The organism is Flavobacterium sp. NKUCC04_CG (assembly GCF_019345525.1).
In the GTDB taxonomy this organism is placed as follows: domain Bacteria; phylum Bacteroidota; class Bacteroidia; order Flavobacteriales; family Flavobacteriaceae; genus Flavobacterium.
Map to the genome: position 1 here is coordinate 22057 of NZ_JAHKRA010000006.1, position 15508 is coordinate 37564.

12 protein-coding genes are annotated in these 15508 nt (G+C 37.1%); 4 read left to right on the forward strand and 8 right to left on the reverse strand.

Annotation, left to right across the window (positions count from 1 at the left end; genetic code table 11):
• Window positions 1-14 precede the first annotated feature (14 nt).
• The 6 genes from KO524_RS06250 to KO524_RS06275 form a co-directional block, all read right to left on the reverse strand.
• The gene (locus KO524_RS06250; protein WP_219291887.1) at window positions 15-1175 is read right to left on the reverse strand and encodes an AI-2E family transporter; all 1161 of its coding nucleotides are present in this window, start codon (window positions 1173-1175) and stop codon (window positions 15-17) included.
• A 235-nt stretch (window positions 1176-1410) separates the two neighbouring features.
• Window positions 1411-2067: a CoA transferase subunit B gene (locus KO524_RS06255; RefSeq protein ID WP_219291890.1), complete on the reverse strand. Its 657-nt coding sequence runs from the start codon at window positions 2065-2067 to the stop codon at window positions 1411-1413.
• Window positions 2068-2155: 88 nt separating this feature from the next.
• Entirely contained in the window at window positions 2156-2857 is a 702-nt protein-coding gene (locus KO524_RS06260) for a CoA transferase subunit A (RefSeq protein ID WP_219291892.1), read from the reverse strand.
• Window positions 2858-2928: 71 nt separating this feature from the next.
• On the reverse strand, window positions 2929-5226 hold the full coding sequence (locus KO524_RS06265; protein ID WP_219291895.1) for a transglycosylase domain-containing protein: 2298 nt from the start codon (window positions 5224-5226) through the stop codon (window positions 2929-2931).
• Window positions 5227-5234: 8 nt separating this feature from the next.
• Window positions 5235-5726, reverse strand: a complete 492-nt coding sequence (locus KO524_RS06270; RefSeq protein ID WP_219291898.1) for a gliding motility lipoprotein GldH — start codon at window positions 5724-5726, stop codon at window positions 5235-5237.
• Window positions 5710-6954 (reverse strand): regulatory iron-sulfur-containing complex subunit RicT, encoded by a 1245-nt coding sequence (locus KO524_RS06275; protein ID WP_219291901.1) that lies wholly within the window; start codon window positions 6952-6954, stop codon window positions 5710-5712. The genes KO524_RS06270 and KO524_RS06275 overlap by 17 nt, the downstream gene beginning before the upstream one ends.
• A 261-nt stretch (window positions 6955-7215) precedes the next feature.
• Between KO524_RS06275 and KO524_RS06280 the strand changes: the two genes are divergently transcribed.
• Window positions 7216-7638: a hypothetical protein gene (locus tag KO524_RS06280; protein ID WP_219291904.1), complete on the forward strand. Its 423-nt coding sequence runs from the start codon at window positions 7216-7218 to the stop codon at window positions 7636-7638.
• A 52-nt stretch (window positions 7639-7690) separates the two neighbouring features.
• Window positions 7691-7972, forward strand: coding sequence for a putative quinol monooxygenase (locus tag KO524_RS06285; protein WP_219291907.1), 282 nt, complete (start codon window positions 7691-7693; stop codon window positions 7970-7972).
• Between the two features lie 136 nt (window positions 7973-8108).
• Here the strand turns inward: KO524_RS06285 and KO524_RS06290 are convergent, their stop codons facing one another.
• On the reverse strand, window positions 8109-9167 hold the full coding sequence (locus KO524_RS06290; RefSeq protein ID WP_370629721.1) for an endonuclease/exonuclease/phosphatase family protein: 1059 nt from the start codon (window positions 9165-9167) through the stop codon (window positions 8109-8111).
• A gap of 141 nt (window positions 9168-9308) precedes the next feature.
• Here KO524_RS06290 and KO524_RS06295 point away from each other — a divergent pair, with 141 nt between their 5' ends.
• Both KO524_RS06295 and KO524_RS06300 read left to right on the forward strand, forming a co-directional pair.
• Window positions 9309-12104: a carboxypeptidase regulatory-like domain-containing protein gene (locus KO524_RS06295; RefSeq protein WP_219291913.1), complete on the forward strand. Its 2796-nt coding sequence runs from the start codon at window positions 9309-9311 to the stop codon at window positions 12102-12104.
• 30 nt (window positions 12105-12134) lie between these two features.
• Window positions 12135-14087 (forward strand): DUF5689 domain-containing protein, encoded by a 1953-nt coding sequence (locus tag KO524_RS06300; RefSeq protein WP_219291916.1) that lies wholly within the window; start codon window positions 12135-12137, stop codon window positions 14085-14087.
• Window positions 14088-14586: 499 nt separating this feature from the next.
• On the opposite strand, the gene atpG is transcribed toward KO524_RS06300, so the two are convergent.
• Window positions 14587-15447: an ATP synthase F1 subunit gamma gene (gene atpG / locus KO524_RS06305; protein WP_219291919.1), complete on the reverse strand. Its 861-nt coding sequence runs from the start codon at window positions 15445-15447 to the stop codon at window positions 14587-14589.
• Window positions 15448-15508 lie beyond the last annotated feature (61 nt).

The following is a 15508-nucleotide window of genomic DNA, read 5'->3' on the forward strand; positions in this document are numbered from 1 at the left end:
AATCCGGATCTAAACTAAGAGTTGGAATCGGAAGGGTCGTCGTCCTTATGGTCGTCGGTATCCGTAGGTTTCTCCGGTGCCTTAAATATTTTAGTAATGGTTTTGTTAAACAGCGGAGACTCGTTGTCTTCTTCTCCAAGTAAGAAACCCCATGGACGTAGGCCTTCAACCCGATCAAATACGATTTTCATAATGGCCAATACAGGTATGGTCAACAACATGCCAGAAATACCCCAAGTCATTTCGCCAATCACCAATCCGAGGATTACCACTAAAGAGTTTAACTTCACTTTCGACCCCACTACCTTAGGCATTATTAAATTGCCGTCGATGGCATGGATTACGACCATAGCCAACACTACAAACAGGACATGACTGGCCGATGTGGTTGCAAAAGTGATGATCACACCAACAACCAAAGCGATAAAAATTCCGATATAAGGCAGAACATTAAGTACACCAGTCAGTATTGCCAACATAAAGTTGTATTTAACTCCAATGATGGTATAGGCAATAAAAGTCAAAACGGTTACGATTATCATTTGCAACAACAGCCCAATTAAATACCTCTTGACCATGACTTGAATCTGAATCACCACATCCAAAACTACATGTTGGTGTTTGTCTCTAAATACGATGACTAGAAATTTCACCAAATGGCGACGATACAGCAACAGAAATAAAGTATATAAAAACGTAAAGACAATTAACATAATTAGTCCGGAAATTGAACTTAGGGTTTTCCCGAGTATATCCGTACCTGCACTAAGAGATTTGGAAGCGGTCTCGGTTAAGTAGTTTAACTGACTGTTTTGTTCAATTCCAAAATGGTCTTGTACCCATAATTGCAGGCTGTAAAACGAGTCGATTAATTGTTGTTGAAAAGCCGGCCAATCATCGGCTAATTTAGTCATTTGCATGGCCAATAAATAAAGCACCAAAACAATGATACTGGTAAAAAGTATGGTAGCAACTATGGCTGCTAAAGCACGCGGAAAGTGTACTTTTCTCTCTAAAAAACTACAAAAAGGTACTAAAAGAGTAGAGAATAGCAGTCCTAAAATAATAGGAACTATCACATTTTGTCCCAGTACGCCTAAATAACCCATGATTACGATACTTATCAGTACACAAGATAATTTTAAGTAAAAGGGGAGCTCGAAATTTAATCGCATAAGGTATCTTAATTTAGGTATTTGTACAAATCTTTACCAGCAGGAACAATTCCTTGTTTAATTGTTAATTTCTCGTGTTATACTACTATTACATAAGATTTAACGCATAAAAGTGCTCCACTGCTTGTGGGTTTAAATTACAATAAAAAATTGTTATATCAACTTTTTTCTTAAAATATAAAAAAAGCCTTTTGAAAAATACAAAAGGCCATTACTATAAACAGAAAACATCGGTTTAGTTAATTTTCATTTCAGGTATATCACCTTCAATGATTAAATCGGCTTCTGTCGCTTTTACGATGTCTTCTACACTGACACCTGGAGCGCGTTCTAAGAGTTTAAAACCCTTGTCTGTTACTTCAAGAACGGCCAATTCAGTAACGATTTTCTTTACACAATTAACTCCTGTTAATGGCAAAGTACATTCTTTTAGAATTTTGGATTCCCCAGCTTTATTAACATGCATCATGGCTACAATAATGTTTTCAGCAGAAGCAACTAAATCCATAGCCCCACCCATTCCTTTAACCATTTTACCCGGTATTTTCCAGTTGGCGATATCGCCTCTTTCATTAACCTCCATGGCTCCAAGTATAGTTAAGTCTACGTGTTTCCCGCGAATCATTCCAAAACTCGTTGCAGAATCAAAAAAAGAGCCCCCAGCCAAAACGGTAATCGTTTGTTTTCCGGCATTGATTAAATCCGCATCTTCCTCTCCTTCAAAGGGAAAAGGTCCCATACCCAAAACGCCGTTTTCGCTTTGAAACTCTACATCCATTCCCTGTGGAACATAATTCGCCACCAAGGTCGGAATCCCTATTCCTAAATTGACGAAATAACCGTCTTTTAATTCTTGTGCAATTCGCTTTGCGATGCCTATTTTATCTAACATAATTTTTGATTCAATGGTTAACTATTCAAGCTTTAATCTTGTCTAATAAATGGATTTCGACAAGTGGTCTCCGCGGTTTACAAGCTTTTTATGACTTTGTACGTACGGTGCGTTGTTCGATGCGCTTTTCATATTTTTCACCTTGGAAGATGCGTTTTACAAAAATACCGGGAACATGGATATCATTAGGGTCTAATTGACCAGCAGGAACGATTTCTTCGACCTCTGCAATGGTAATTTTTCCCGCTCCAGCCATACACGCATTAAAATTACGCGCCGTTCCTTTAAAGATTAAGTTACCCGCTTCGTCACCTTTCCAAGCTTTTACAATCGCGAAATCAGCTTCAAATGCGTGTTCCAATATATGCGGTTTTCCGTTAAAGACACGGACTTCCTTACCCTCAGCAACCTCCGTACCATAACCGGCAGGAGTAAAAAAAGCTGGAATTCCCACTTGGGCAGCTCTGCATTTTTCTGCTAAGGTTCCCTGTGGCGTTAGTTCCACATCCAACTCTCCAGACAACATTTGTCTTTCAAATTCTGCGTTTTCGCCTACATAAGAGGAAATCATTTTTTTAATCTGTCTCTTTTTTAAAAGCAATCCCAATCCAAAATCATCCACCCCAGCATTGTTGGAGATGCAGGTTAATCCGCTTATATTTTTTCTCACCAATTCGTTTATACTATTTTCGGGAATTCCACATAATCCAAAGCCTCCCAGCATAATAGTAACGTTATCGGTAATGTCTTGCAAAGCTTCTTCCACATTTGCAACTCTTTTATTTATCATAACTAATTGGTTTAATTAATTTGGTTAAAAATATAAAAAAAACGCCTCTTAAAAAAGGCGTTTTGGTTATTTTAAAAATCGAATTCATCGGTACTTAACTCTATGGAATCGGTTTCTGTTTCTACAGCTTGTGCCTTCCAACAATCCACCTTAATAGAGAGGTTTGCCGGTCGTTCAAATTGTCCTTTTGATATTTTCAAATCGGGATCATCATAACATTTTTTCATAAAGATTCCCCATATAGGTAAAGCCATAGTCGCCCCTTGTCCGTATAAGGTATTTCTAAAGTGAGCAGCTCGGTCTTCATTACCTACCCAAATACCCGTTGCCAAGTTTGGCACCATTCCTATAAACCATCCATCACTGTTGTTTTGACTGGTTCCCGTTTTACCGGCAATAGGATTGGTAAATTTATAAGGATGTCCGGTTACTCGATTGTATCCAGAACCTCCACTACCCGTTCTCAAACGAATACCAGATCCCGATTCGGTTACACCTTCTAATAGTTTAATTACGGTATAGGCCACATCCTTACTCAATACATCTTTGGCCTCTGGAACAGCATTGTATAAAACAACACCATTTTTATCGGCTATTCTCATGACAAACTGCGGTTTGATATAAACTCCTTGATTGGCAAAAGTACTGTAGGCCGCAACCATATCACTTACTGTAATTTCAACGGCTCCTAATGCGATAGCGGGTTGTTGCGGAATGTCGGATTTTACTCCCAAATCTCTCGTCATATCCACTACTGCTTTTGGACCTACTTTATCCATCAATTTGGCCGTAACCGTGTTGACAGAATTGGCTAAGGCAGACTTTAAGGTCATAATACCTCTAAATTGTCGGTTGGAATTTTGAGGAGACCAATCGGCACTAATTCCATAGCGTCCTTTAGCCATGGTAAAAGGCGAATCTATAATCGAATCACAAGGCGAATAATGCAATTGCTCTATGGCTGTAGCATAAACAAAAGGTTTAAATGTAGAACCTACTTGTCTCGCTCCCTGAGCTACGTGATCGTATTGAAAATGTTTGTAATTGATACCACCAACCCAAGCTTTAATATTACCGGTTTGAGGCTCCATAGCCATCAAGCCCGTTTGTAAGAAGTGCTTGTAGTATATAATCGAATCTTTCGGTGTCATGATGGTATCGCGTTCGCCCTTCCAAGTAAAAATTCTCATTTCGGTTTTCACTTTAAACGACGCCAAGATATCGGAATCCGATTTACCTTGAGCTTTCATTTGTCTCCAACGCTCCGAATTTTTCATTGCACGATTTAGAATACTCTCAATTTCCTTTTCGTTTAATTTTAAAAAGGGTGCAGTTTTATTGGTTTTATTCTGAAGAAAGAATTCCTCTTGTAAATTGGATAAATGTTGAGTAACCGCCTCTTCTGCATAACGTTGCATCTTAGAATCTATAGAAGTATAAATCTTTAATCCATCGCGGTAAATATCATAAGTCGATCCATCCTTTTTAGGATTTTCCTTCACCCAGCGTCTCATAAAATCACGTAAGTACTCTCTAAAATAGGTTGCAATACCGTCTTTATGACTCTCTGGTGTAAAATGCAAGGCGATAGGTTTGTCTTGAAGTCGCAATTTTTCTTCTTCTGTAATAAAATTGCTCTTAGCCATCTGATGCAAAACCACGTTTCTTCTTTTTTGCACCAACTCCGGTCGTTTTACCGGATTGAAATACGATGGATTCTGAAGCATCCCTACAAACATGGCCGCTTCATCTATGGTTAAATCTTTCGGCTCTTTACCAACATATACGCGTGTTGCAGAACGAATTCCCACGGCATTGTTTACAAAATCGGCCTTATTCAAATACATCGTAATGATTTCTTCTTTAGTATATTGACGCTCTAATTTTACAGCAATAACCCATTCTTTAGCTTTTTGAGCCAATCGTTCAAATATATTACGCGAGCCCTCTCCGTGAAACAACAATTTTGCCAACTGTTGTGTAATTGTACTGGCACCGCCATTACTACCCACTGACGTTAAGGCTCTTAAAGTTCCACGAGCATCAATTCCCGAGTGCTCATAAAAGCGCTCATCTTCTGTAGCCACTAAGGCCTTTACTAAGTAATCTGGTAAATCGGCAAATTTTACAGGCACTCGATTTTCAAGATAGAATTTCCCTAAGGTTTTCCCATCTGAGGAGATAATTTCTGTGGCGACATTACTAGCGGGATTCTCTAGCTCATCAAAAGTAGGCATAGCTCCAAAAACACCCCAAGAGGCGAATAGGAAAAACAGAACGATTGCCGTCATTCCACCTGCAAATAACATCCAAAACCATTTAATATAAACCGCAAATTCACCGGGTTTTGTCACTTGTTGTTTTTTCATATATCTAATTATTCTGCTGTTTCAATTCTCAGTCCTATTTCCGAAATACCCTCCAAAGCCTCAACTCCTTCTGTTTTACCCGATTGACGTACGGCCTGTTGGATTTCGAACTGATAAGTTCCTGCTTGTTTAAAGGTAAACCCTTCTTTTAACCACAATTTATTTTCTTTGACATCGGTAAAACCCGTCCCCAAAAGTGACCCATCTGCACGCGCCATCTGAAACTCCAAAGTATCAATGAAAACCTGCTTATCGGGCTGTTGTGTTTTTAAAATTACAAACAGATTATTAAACGGGTATTTGTTGTTGTTTCTAATGTTTAAAAACAAATTATACGACCCCAGACTGTCTTGCTGTTCTACTGTAAAGGTTTTGATATCAGCTTTACTCCAAGCTGTACCAACCGTTTGGTATTCGTCGTAAAAGCGCTTTTTATCACATGAAGCGAAAATAAAGGCCAACGAGAATCCTGCTAAAAGAATTTTATTTCTTAGGAGCATTTTTTCGATGTGTTGAATTGTTATTAGTCTGATTTTTATGAGCCTGACTATTATTAGTAGTCGGTGCCGGAGCAGCCGCATTGGTATTGGTTTTATTAGGAATTCTCTTTTTAGCCGGTCTTTTTTTCTTTTTAGGCTGATCAAAACGCGTTACACTATCTTGTCCTACAGCATTTTGGAAGTTTTTCTCTTCTCCTGCCTCCGGTTCAATGGCATAACTTTCCAATTCTTTAGCTTTCTCCCCGCTTTTATTCAAAGCCATGATTTCTTTAATTTGCTCTACACCTAAAACATACCAATTGGCAGAGTTGTTAGCATAGGCAAACCACATCATTCCTTTAAAAATATCTATTTTCTGACAATAAGCATCACCTTTAACCGTACTGATTTTCGTGTCGGAATCCGGCATGCCTTTTAAAGCGTCTAAATACGTATCCAGCTCGTAGTTTAAACAACATTTTAGTTTACCGCATTGTCCAGCTAACTTCTGTGGGTTTAAGGATAATTGTTGGTAACGTGCAGCAGAAGTATTTACACTTCTAAAATCGGTTAACCATGTAGAACAACACAATTCTCTACCACAAGAACCTATCCCACCTAAACGAGCCGCCTCTTGTCGGAATCCCACTTGCTTCATCTCGATACGCGTACTAAACTCTCTGGCAAAATCTTTAATCAATTGTCTAAAATCGACACGATCGTTGGCCGTATAGTAAAAGGTAGCTTTAGAACCGTCTCCTTGAAACTCAATATCGGATATTTTCATTTCCAAATTGAGTTTAATAGCCAATTCTCTAGCTCTAACCTTCATCGGATCTTCTTTACTTCTAGCATCTTGCCAAATATCAATATCCTTCTGCGTTGCTTTTCTGTAGATTTTTAAAAGGGTGCCTTTTGCATCGACCTTTTTCTTCTTCATCTGTACCTTAACCAATTCTCCTGTCAAGGTAATAATACCTACATCATGTCCTGGAGATGCTTCTGTGGCGATAATATCGCCTATACTCAAGGTTAATTTTTCCGTATTTCTATAAAAATCTTTTCTACCGTTTTTAAACCGTACCTCTACGGCATCAAACGGTTCGTCCCCATTGGGGTACGACATATTGGACAACCAATCGAATACCGTTAGTTTATTACAACTATCCGTACCACATGTTCCATTATTTTTACACCCCTTAGGGGTTCCCGAACTATCTTTTCCTGTTGAACAATTTGTACAAGCCATTCTATATTTTATATATTTTCAACCCAAGGTTGTTATAAATCATTTTTGTTTAATCGTGTGTAAAGATAGTATTTTTTGTAGGTTAGTCCATTTATTTTTACGATAGATTCCGTTTCCTAAATACCTAAAGTTGAGTGCTTCTGCAAAACACACTCCGCTGCTTTAATTCTATTCATACAAAAAAACAACCAACAGTAAGCCTTATATTTTACAATCTTCGAAAAGAAAACACTAGCTTTGATTGCATTTAAAAAAACAAGCATGAAAGCAGAAACTACCCCAAGCGGAAGAATTTATCAAGATAGTAATTTTGTTGTATCTGAATTTGCCGATGCCATTTTAGAAGGGCTTATAGGAATGGAAGATCAAATCGACCGGGAACCACTCATCGTATTTGTCAAAATAAAAGACAAAAACTGGAACCGTTATTTTCTCAATGGGGCAATAGGTTTTTGGGAAAACTGGCAAGAAACCGAAGTTGATCAGTCCGAAGCTCATATCGACGAGGTGGTCTATGTAGATTATATGGATAAATATGCTTTACACGACAAAACAATCAAAACCGTCGAATGCAAAAACGCTCAAATCAGCCTAACATTCACAGACGGCAGTCAATTTATATTAAAAGAAGTAGCACCGGAAAATCCGGATTCTGCTTCAGAAGTGCTCTATATAGCTCCATAAAATTTCACACTAAAAAAAGGCCTAATTTCCAATCATCGAGAAAGCAAATCTTATGAAAAAAACAATCGTATTGAGAATCAGTATAAAACCGGAATGTATTGCCCGAGTATTAGAAGCTTCCAAAGATTTAGTCGCTCAGACCAGACAAGAACCCGGTTGTATTTTTTACAACTTTTACCAATCAACGGAAAATCCTTCTGATTTTATTTTCTATGAGAAATTCCAGAATCAAGAAGCCATTCAAAAGCATAACGAGACCGATTATGTTAAAAAATTCTTACTCACCGTTAAGGAGTCGTCTCAAATAGATGTCGAAATGGAGCTTTTCGACTAAGCCTAAGCGTACTTTCGACAAACTAGAGTCCGAACAATAAACTCTTGTTTTTAAAAGTATTACAACCGAACTAATATCAGTAAACAAAAAAACCATCGACTTCGATCGATGGTTTTTTAATTTGTTTTAGCGCCGGTTAATTAACTTGTTTAATCAAATAAACATAAACCGGAAAGTGATCGCTATACCCGACTTCTCCATTGCTGTTTCGCAAAGGGTATCCTGTAAAAGCTCCGGTTTTTTGCACCATAAAGGGTTTTTTATAAACCCGAGCTTTCCAATAGGTAAAAGAACTGTAATCCGAGCCTAATAACGGCTCTGAAAGTACAATTTGATCAAAGATATCCCAAGCGTCTCTATAGGCCAAAGTACCGATTCCGTCCTTAGACATTTGTTCCATCGGATTGAATAAACCTTTCTTATCTACCAGTTCTCTTTTGCCTTTGGCTCCCAATACCTCCTTAATACTTTTATTATAAGGACCGTCATTAAGATCTCCCATAGTGATGATTTTGGCATTTGGGTTAATCATATAAAGCGAATCGATAATCTTTTTATTTAAAGTGGCAGCGGCCTCTCTAAACGGGCTACTTTTCTTTTCCCCTCCTGATCTTGATGGCCAGTGGTTCACGATAAAGTTTATTTCCTCTCCATCCAATAATCCCGTTACTAATAACTGATCACGAGTATAAACGCGTTTATTTTTGGTTCCCTCTTCTTTAGACTTCTCATTTGGAGCATAAATATAAAGTGGAATATTTGCCGTATGGGTAGGTGTAAAATGTTTCTTTTGATAGATTAATCCCACGTCAATACCTCGTTTGTCAGGAGAATCATAATGAACAATTCCGTAATCTCCAGCTAATAATTGGGGAGCTTTTACTAAATCTTCCAACACAGCTCGGTTTTCGACTTCCGCCACACCTAATACGGTAGGCATGTTTTTATTTTCGTCTGTTCCAATTTGAGAAATCACTTCGGCTAGGTTTTTTATCTTTTTGTTGTATTTTGTACCAACCCAAGCTTGCGCTCCCTTAGGAGTCCATTCTTCATCGAATATCTTCGGATCCCTAATGGTGTCGAATAAGTTTTCAACATTGTAAAAAGCTACGGTATGTACCATAAATTTTTTCTCCTGTGCCCACGACACATTTAAAACAAACAATCCTAGTATTACTAGGTAGTGTATTTTCATCCTCATTGTCAAATAATTTAATGTAAAGTTTACAATTAACTTGCCTGCAAAAATAGCGAATTATAGCAAAAGATGTAACTTTGCCAAAATTAAGTTATCATTAAGACTTAGTTCATAGCATTTTTAACTTTTAATTTATTTATGAAAAAACTATTATTTAGTCTTTTTCTTGTTCTGCAAGTCTTAAACACCTGGGCGCAGCCGAACCAAGAAATCAAAGGAAGAATTGTTGATTCAAAATCGCAACAACCCATCAAAGCAGTAGTTGCAAACATCATCGGCACCAATCAAACGGAGCGTACAAATGATGAAGGGGATTTTACTTTTAATAATGCTCCTGCAGGAAGCCAGACACTAGTACTGACTTATCCAGGATATTTATCAAAGAGACTTCCATTAGAATTAACAATTGGTCAAAACATGGATTTGGGTGTAATTGTACTTGAAGAAGACATTACAGCTGACATCCAATTGAATTTAATCACTTTAACAGACAATGATTTGGGTGACGACAATTCTGGATCTGAAACCACCTCCGGCTTATTGCAAGCTTCTAGAGATGCTTTTCAACAAGCCGCTGCATTTAACTGGGGACAGGCTAGATTCAAGATTCGTGGATTAGACAACGAATTTGGAAAAACCATGATTAATGGTATTGTAATGAACAAAGTTTACGATGGTCGTCCGCAATGGAGTAACTGGGGCGGATTAAACGATGTGACTAGAAACCAAGAGTTTTCTATGGGATCAGCACCTTCTGACTATACGTTCGGTGGTATTTTAGGTACTCAAGCCATTAATACCCGTGCTTCTTATATGCGAAAAGGAACGCGTTTGACTTTTTCTGGTGGAAACACAAATTACACATGGAGACCGGTAGTTACTCATTCATCTGGAATGAATGCTAAAGGTTGGGCCTATACGTTTTCCGCTTCATATAGAGGTGCTGATGAGGCTTATTTTGACGGAACTAATTACGATGCAAAATCGTTATTCGTTGCCATTGAGAAAAGATTTAACGATTCACACAGTTTAAACTTTACCGGTATTTACGCTCAAAATAAGCGAGCTAAAAACGCTCCTTTAACAGATGAAGCAGCTGATTTAAAAGGCTTTAAATACAACTCTTATTGGGGTTGGCAAGGAGATGACAAACGCAACTCCAGATATAAAGAGGTTGAAGAGCCTATTTTTATGCTAACGCATTATTGGACTATTAATGAGAACAACAGATTAACGACTAGTGCGTCTTACCAATTTGGTAAAATCGGAAACAGTCGTTTGGGATATAACGGCGCCAATAATCCTGACCCTACATATTACAGAAATATGCCTAGCTATTTCTCTGGATATCATGATAGAGACGGTAATTTCCTTGGAAACCAGGAGCCTTATTTGACTAATGCCGCTACTGCTAAGGAATATTTCCTAAACAACAGCCAAATCAATTGGGATGAAATCTACCGCGACAATATGGTCAACGGCACGAGCCGTGTGATTCAGTATGAAGATCGTACCGATGATAAATCGTTGTCTTTTAACAGTAATTTAAACTCTACGATATCGGATCATTTGACCCTTAACGCAGGAGTGAATTACAGAAGATTACATTCTGAAAACTTTAGTATCGTTACCGACCTATTAGGTGGAAGTGGTTATAAAGATGTGGACAACTTTTTTACAGGGGATAAATCGCAGCCAAACATGGACCAACAGAACAGAATTGTTGGAGAAGGCGATCGTTTTGGATACAACTATGATTTACAAGCTAATGTAATCGATGTTTTCACTCAATTTAAATTCAATTACGAAAGAGTTAGTTTTTACTTAGCTCAAAATATTTCTTATACAGACTACCAAAGAGATGGTTTATACAAAAACGGTATATATCCTACCAACTCTTACGGGAAAAGTGACAAAGTAAATTACAACAATTTTGGATTTAAAGGAGGCGCTACAGTGCACCTTTCAGGGCGTCATATATTAAATGCCAATGTGGCTTATATGAATCAAGCACCTAGTTTGAGAAACGTTTTTTCAAATGCTCGTTTAAACAATAACATTACACCCGATCTAAAAAGTGAAGACATTTTTAGTATTGACGGAAGTTATATTCTAAGAACACCTAAATTAAAAGCAAGAGCTACGGCTTATCTTTCTGAAGTTAAAAACTCTAGCGATCTTTCTTTTTACTATGCAGAGGGAATTGGAGTTCTTAACGACCAAGGGAATCTAATCGACGACAAAGGAGATGCTTTTGTTTCTGAAATTCTAACTGGAATCAACAAGAGAAACTTAGGAGTTGAATTGGGTGCTGAATACCAAATAATTCCTACTGTAAAAGCAACAGCTACTGTAGCTTTAGGTCAGTCTTTTTACACAAACAATCCAAACATCAAATTAAATATCGACAATGTGGGTAGAACGGTTGATTACGGAACGGCTTATTTAAAGAACTACCGAGTAGCTTCAGGGCCTCAAACGGCTGCTTCTTTAGGTTTGGAGTACCGCGACCCTAAGTTTTGGTGGATTGGAGCTAATGCCAACTATTTAGATAATAATTATATCGATATCTCACCGATTTTGAGAACGGATAATTTTGTTATCAACCCACAAGATCCAAATCGCGGACCTTTTGTTGATATGACAAAAGATGATGTAAGAGATATCTTAAAACAAGAAAAACTACAAAGTCTTATGTTGGTAAATCTTACGGGAGGTAAATCTTGGAGAATCAACAGAAATACTTTAGGTTTCTTTGCCAGTATCAACAACATTTTTGATGTTACCTATAAAACAGGTGGTTTCGAACAAGCGAGAAATGCCAATTATAAAGAACTTTCAGAAGATAAAGCCGCGGGTACACCGTCTTTCGGAAATAAATATTTCTATGGATATGGCCGTAATTTCTTCGTTAACGTTTATTACAATTTCTAAAAAAAAACAATTAATAAAAAATATCACATTATGAAGTTATTTTTAAAACCCTTTTTATTTTTAGCACTAATATTAGTAATCCTCTCGGGTTGTGCAAAAAATGATGATTTTACGATTCCAAACATCGACTGTAAAGACCCCGGCTTAGAAGACACTAAAACAGTCCTAGAAATTTATGCAGAGGCTACAGAAAAACCTGTTAAATATACAGGAAATGATATCATCTCTGGTTATGTAGTTTCGAGCGACAAAGAAAAACACTTTTATCAAACTATTTATTTGGTTACAAAAGACAATTCTTTAGCTTTTAAAGTAGCTGCAGAATCTACTGGTTTGGGTCATTATACCACATCTAGTGTAGGTAAACACGTTTTTATTAAACTGGAAAACCTGTATATCCAAAAAAGAGACGGTATTCTTCAAATTGGTGAGTTGTATAACGGAAACGTTGGAAACATCGGTAAAGCTTTAATTAAAAACCATATAGTACCTTCATGTAATGTAGTTGGTGAAAATCTATTAGTTAACGACATCAGCTTAGAAGAGGCAATCAGTTCTGATAAATACGTTGGTAAATTAGTTGAATTTAGTAATGTGCAGTTTGCAGACAATGCTGTTGGTAAACCATATAATGACGAGAGCGCCAATGCAACAAATAGAGATATTGTTGACAAAACAGGTAAAACGATCATTTTCAGAACAAACAAACAAGCACCTTTTTCTTCGAATCTTATCAGTAAGCAAAGTGGAAAAATCAGAGGTATTGTTACTAAATTCGGAACTACTTTCCAATTTGTGGCGCGTTATGAATCTGATGTTCAATTAACTGAGAATCGTTTTACTATAGGAGAACCGGGTGAGCCAGGAGAACCAGGAGAAGAACCAGAAGTTACTGGTGTAGTGGCTTTTCCAGGAGCTGACTTTGAAAACTGGGAAACATTTTTAGGTTCCCTTCAAGAATTCAACGGTGAAAAAATTAAAAAAGACTATATGTCTCAAGCCATGGGTCTAGGTATGAAAACCTCGAATGCCCTTGCTGTTAAAGGAACACCTGTTGGAAATGACTTTATGTTTACAGCAGAAAACATCAAAAACGTTCCTACTGGAGCTTCAAAAATTTCGTTCTATGTAAAAGGATCTTCTGCAAAATCTATTTCAGTAAATGTTTTTAAAGCAGACGGTACCTATGCTCCTTTTAACGTAGAGGGACTTAATAGTACAAAAACTTTAGACAAAGCAGAAAACAATCAGTACAACGGTACCATTAACACAAACAACAATTGGGTTAAAGTATCTCTTAATTTAACTGGTGTTGATTATAACACGTCGGCTAAAGGAAAACTTATTGCTTTCAAAGTAGGAAAAGAAGCGGCTTATGATTTGTTAATTGACAACATCATGATTGAAGGTGGTACAAATGGAGGAAATCCAGACCCAGAACCGGAACCGGAACCAGGAAATGGTAATATTGCTTTCCCAGGTGGAGATTTTGAAAACTGGACGGCTTTTGAAAATGGACTTTTAAGTTTAAATGGAGCAGCTAAATTGAAAGATTATGCTACACAACAAAACGGTAAAGGAATTGATGGTTCTGCTGCTTTAGGTCTTATTGGAACTCCAGCGGGTAACGACTATGTTTTCACTACAGAAAAAGTACTTAATGTACCTGCAGGTGCAACAAAATTGAGCTTTTTCGTAAAAGGTACTTCAGCTAAATCATTATCTTTTAACGTTTATAAATCAGACGGAACAGCCTTTACCGCTTTTAATGTTGGAGATCTTGGAGCTGCTGCTGTAACTATTAGTTCTGCTGCAAATAACCAATATGTTGGTGTAATTAACACCAATAACCAATGGGTAAAAGTAACTTTAAACATCGCTGGTTTGGATTATAACAAAACGGGATTAAAGAGTTTCTTAGCTTTAAAAGTTGGTAAAGAAGCTGCTTACAACTTATATTTAGACAACTTTATCATAGAATAAATCAAATGGTTTGGTGTTTGTTATTAAACAAAATCGTGAAGTAACCTATACCGAAAACCTACTAAAAAAGTCCTCATCATTTATTTGATGGGGATTTTTTTTTTGCGATTTGACCATTTTTGAGTTCAATCAGTGATTAAGAAACCCCTAAATACCAGCGAAGCGGAGATGCGCCGTCTTAAGCGGTATAATTGCTATTGATTTAAGCTAAGTGATTGGGTCTACCTTAGCTTTAATTCTAGGTATGCTAATGAAGTTTTAGTTGCGACTTTAATTCCTAGGCATTTCATAATCACTTATGAATTCTAAGAAACTATCATTCTCATGCGAGCTTAAGAGAAGCAACAACAACCCAATTAAAGGCCATTTAGTCGCTTATTAAGCATTAATTCGCCCTAGACGAGATTGGTGTTGGAGTTGAGAAAAAAACTCTTAAAACTACGTATAAACAAAAAAACCTCCATAAGGAGGTTTTTATATATTGAATCGTAAAGAAGATTTATTTTAAAGCTTCCGCTCCACCAACAATTTCCAAAATTTCATTGGTAATCGATGCCTGACGCGCTTTGTTATAAGTCAATTTTAACTGATCTCTTAATTCTTGTGCGTTGTCCGTTGCTTTGTGCATGGCAGTCATACGCGCTCCATGTTCCGATGCGAAAGAATCCAAAATCGATTTAAACAATTGTGTTTTTAACGACGTTGGGATCAAGCTTTCAAGAATTTCTTCTTTAGACGGTTCATAAAGGTAATCTGATGTTGTATTAGAAGTACTTACTTCTGGCAACATCAACGGTAAAAATTGTTCGGTAATCACAAATTGTGTTGCCGCATTTTTAAACTGGTTGTACACCAATTGAATGGTATCATATTGTTCTTTTGCAAAAACATCCATCAAATGCTCTGCAATTTTAGCAGTAGCATCAAAAGATAAATGATCAAAAAGATCACTATCGTTTTGGATAACGTGAATATTTTTATGCAAAGCATCATAACCCTTTTTTCCAATAGTCAACAAATCTACTTTTTTCCCTTGATAAACCGTAGTTCTCAATAGGTTAACTTGTTTGATTACGTTGGCGTTAAAACCCCCACACAATCCTCTATTAGAAGTAACAGCTACAATTAAAACCTTGTTTACCTCTCTAGTTTGAGAAAAAACACCTGAATGATCACCTTCTAAAGTTGCACTAATATTCTGGATTAATTCCGTCAGCTTTTCAGCATAAGGACGCATCGCAGTAATAGAATCTTGAGCTTTTTTTAATTTAGCCGCAGAAACCATTTTCATCGCAGAAGTGATCTGCATTGTAGATGAAATGGAGGTAATTCTATTACGAATTTCTTTAAGATTTGCCATTTTTAAATAGTGTAAGTAATTAGAGAAAAGCAATTGAGTATATCAATTGCTTTTCTACAAC

What these genes read in the sequence shown, in the direction of transcription:
- KO524_RS06250 (WP_219291887.1), bottom strand. Translation starts at nt 1,175, where the DNA reads ATGCGATTAAATTTCGAGCTCCCCTTTTACTTAAAATTATCTTGTGTA.
- KO524_RS06255 (WP_219291890.1), bottom strand. Translation starts at nt 2,067, where the DNA reads ATGTTAGATAAAATAGGCATCGCAAAGCGAATTGCACAAGAATTAAAA.
- KO524_RS06260 (WP_219291892.1), bottom strand. Translation starts at nt 2,857, where the DNA reads ATGATAAATAAAAGAGTTGCAAATGTGGAAGAAGCTTTGCAAGACATT.
- KO524_RS06265 (WP_219291895.1), bottom strand. Translation starts at nt 5,226, where the DNA reads ATGAAAAAACAACAAGTGACAAAACCCGGTGAATTTGCGGTTTATATT.
- KO524_RS06270 (WP_219291898.1), bottom strand. Translation starts at nt 5,726, where the DNA reads ATGCTCCTAAGAAATAAAATTCTTTTAGCAGGATTCTCGTTGGCCTTT.
- KO524_RS06275 (WP_219291901.1), bottom strand. Translation starts at nt 6,954, where the DNA reads ATGGCTTGTACAAATTGTTCAACAGGAAAAGATAGTTCGGGAACCCCT.
- KO524_RS06280 (WP_219291904.1), top strand. Translation starts at nt 7,216, where the DNA reads ATGAAAGCAGAAACTACCCCAAGCGGAAGAATTTATCAAGATAGTAAT.
- KO524_RS06285 (WP_219291907.1), top strand. Translation starts at nt 7,691, where the DNA reads ATGAAAAAAACAATCGTATTGAGAATCAGTATAAAACCGGAATGTATT.
- KO524_RS06290 (WP_370629721.1), bottom strand. Translation starts at nt 9,167, where the DNA reads ATGAAAATACACTACCTAGTAATACTAGGATTGTTTGTTTTAAATGTG.
- KO524_RS06295 (WP_219291913.1), top strand. Translation starts at nt 9,309, where the DNA reads ATGAAAAAACTATTATTTAGTCTTTTTCTTGTTCTGCAAGTCTTAAAC.
- KO524_RS06300 (WP_219291916.1), top strand. Translation starts at nt 12,135, where the DNA reads ATGAAGTTATTTTTAAAACCCTTTTTATTTTTAGCACTAATATTAGTA.
- atpG (WP_219291919.1), bottom strand. Translation starts at nt 15,447, where the DNA reads ATGGCAAATCTTAAAGAAATTCGTAATAGAATTACCTCCATTTCATCT.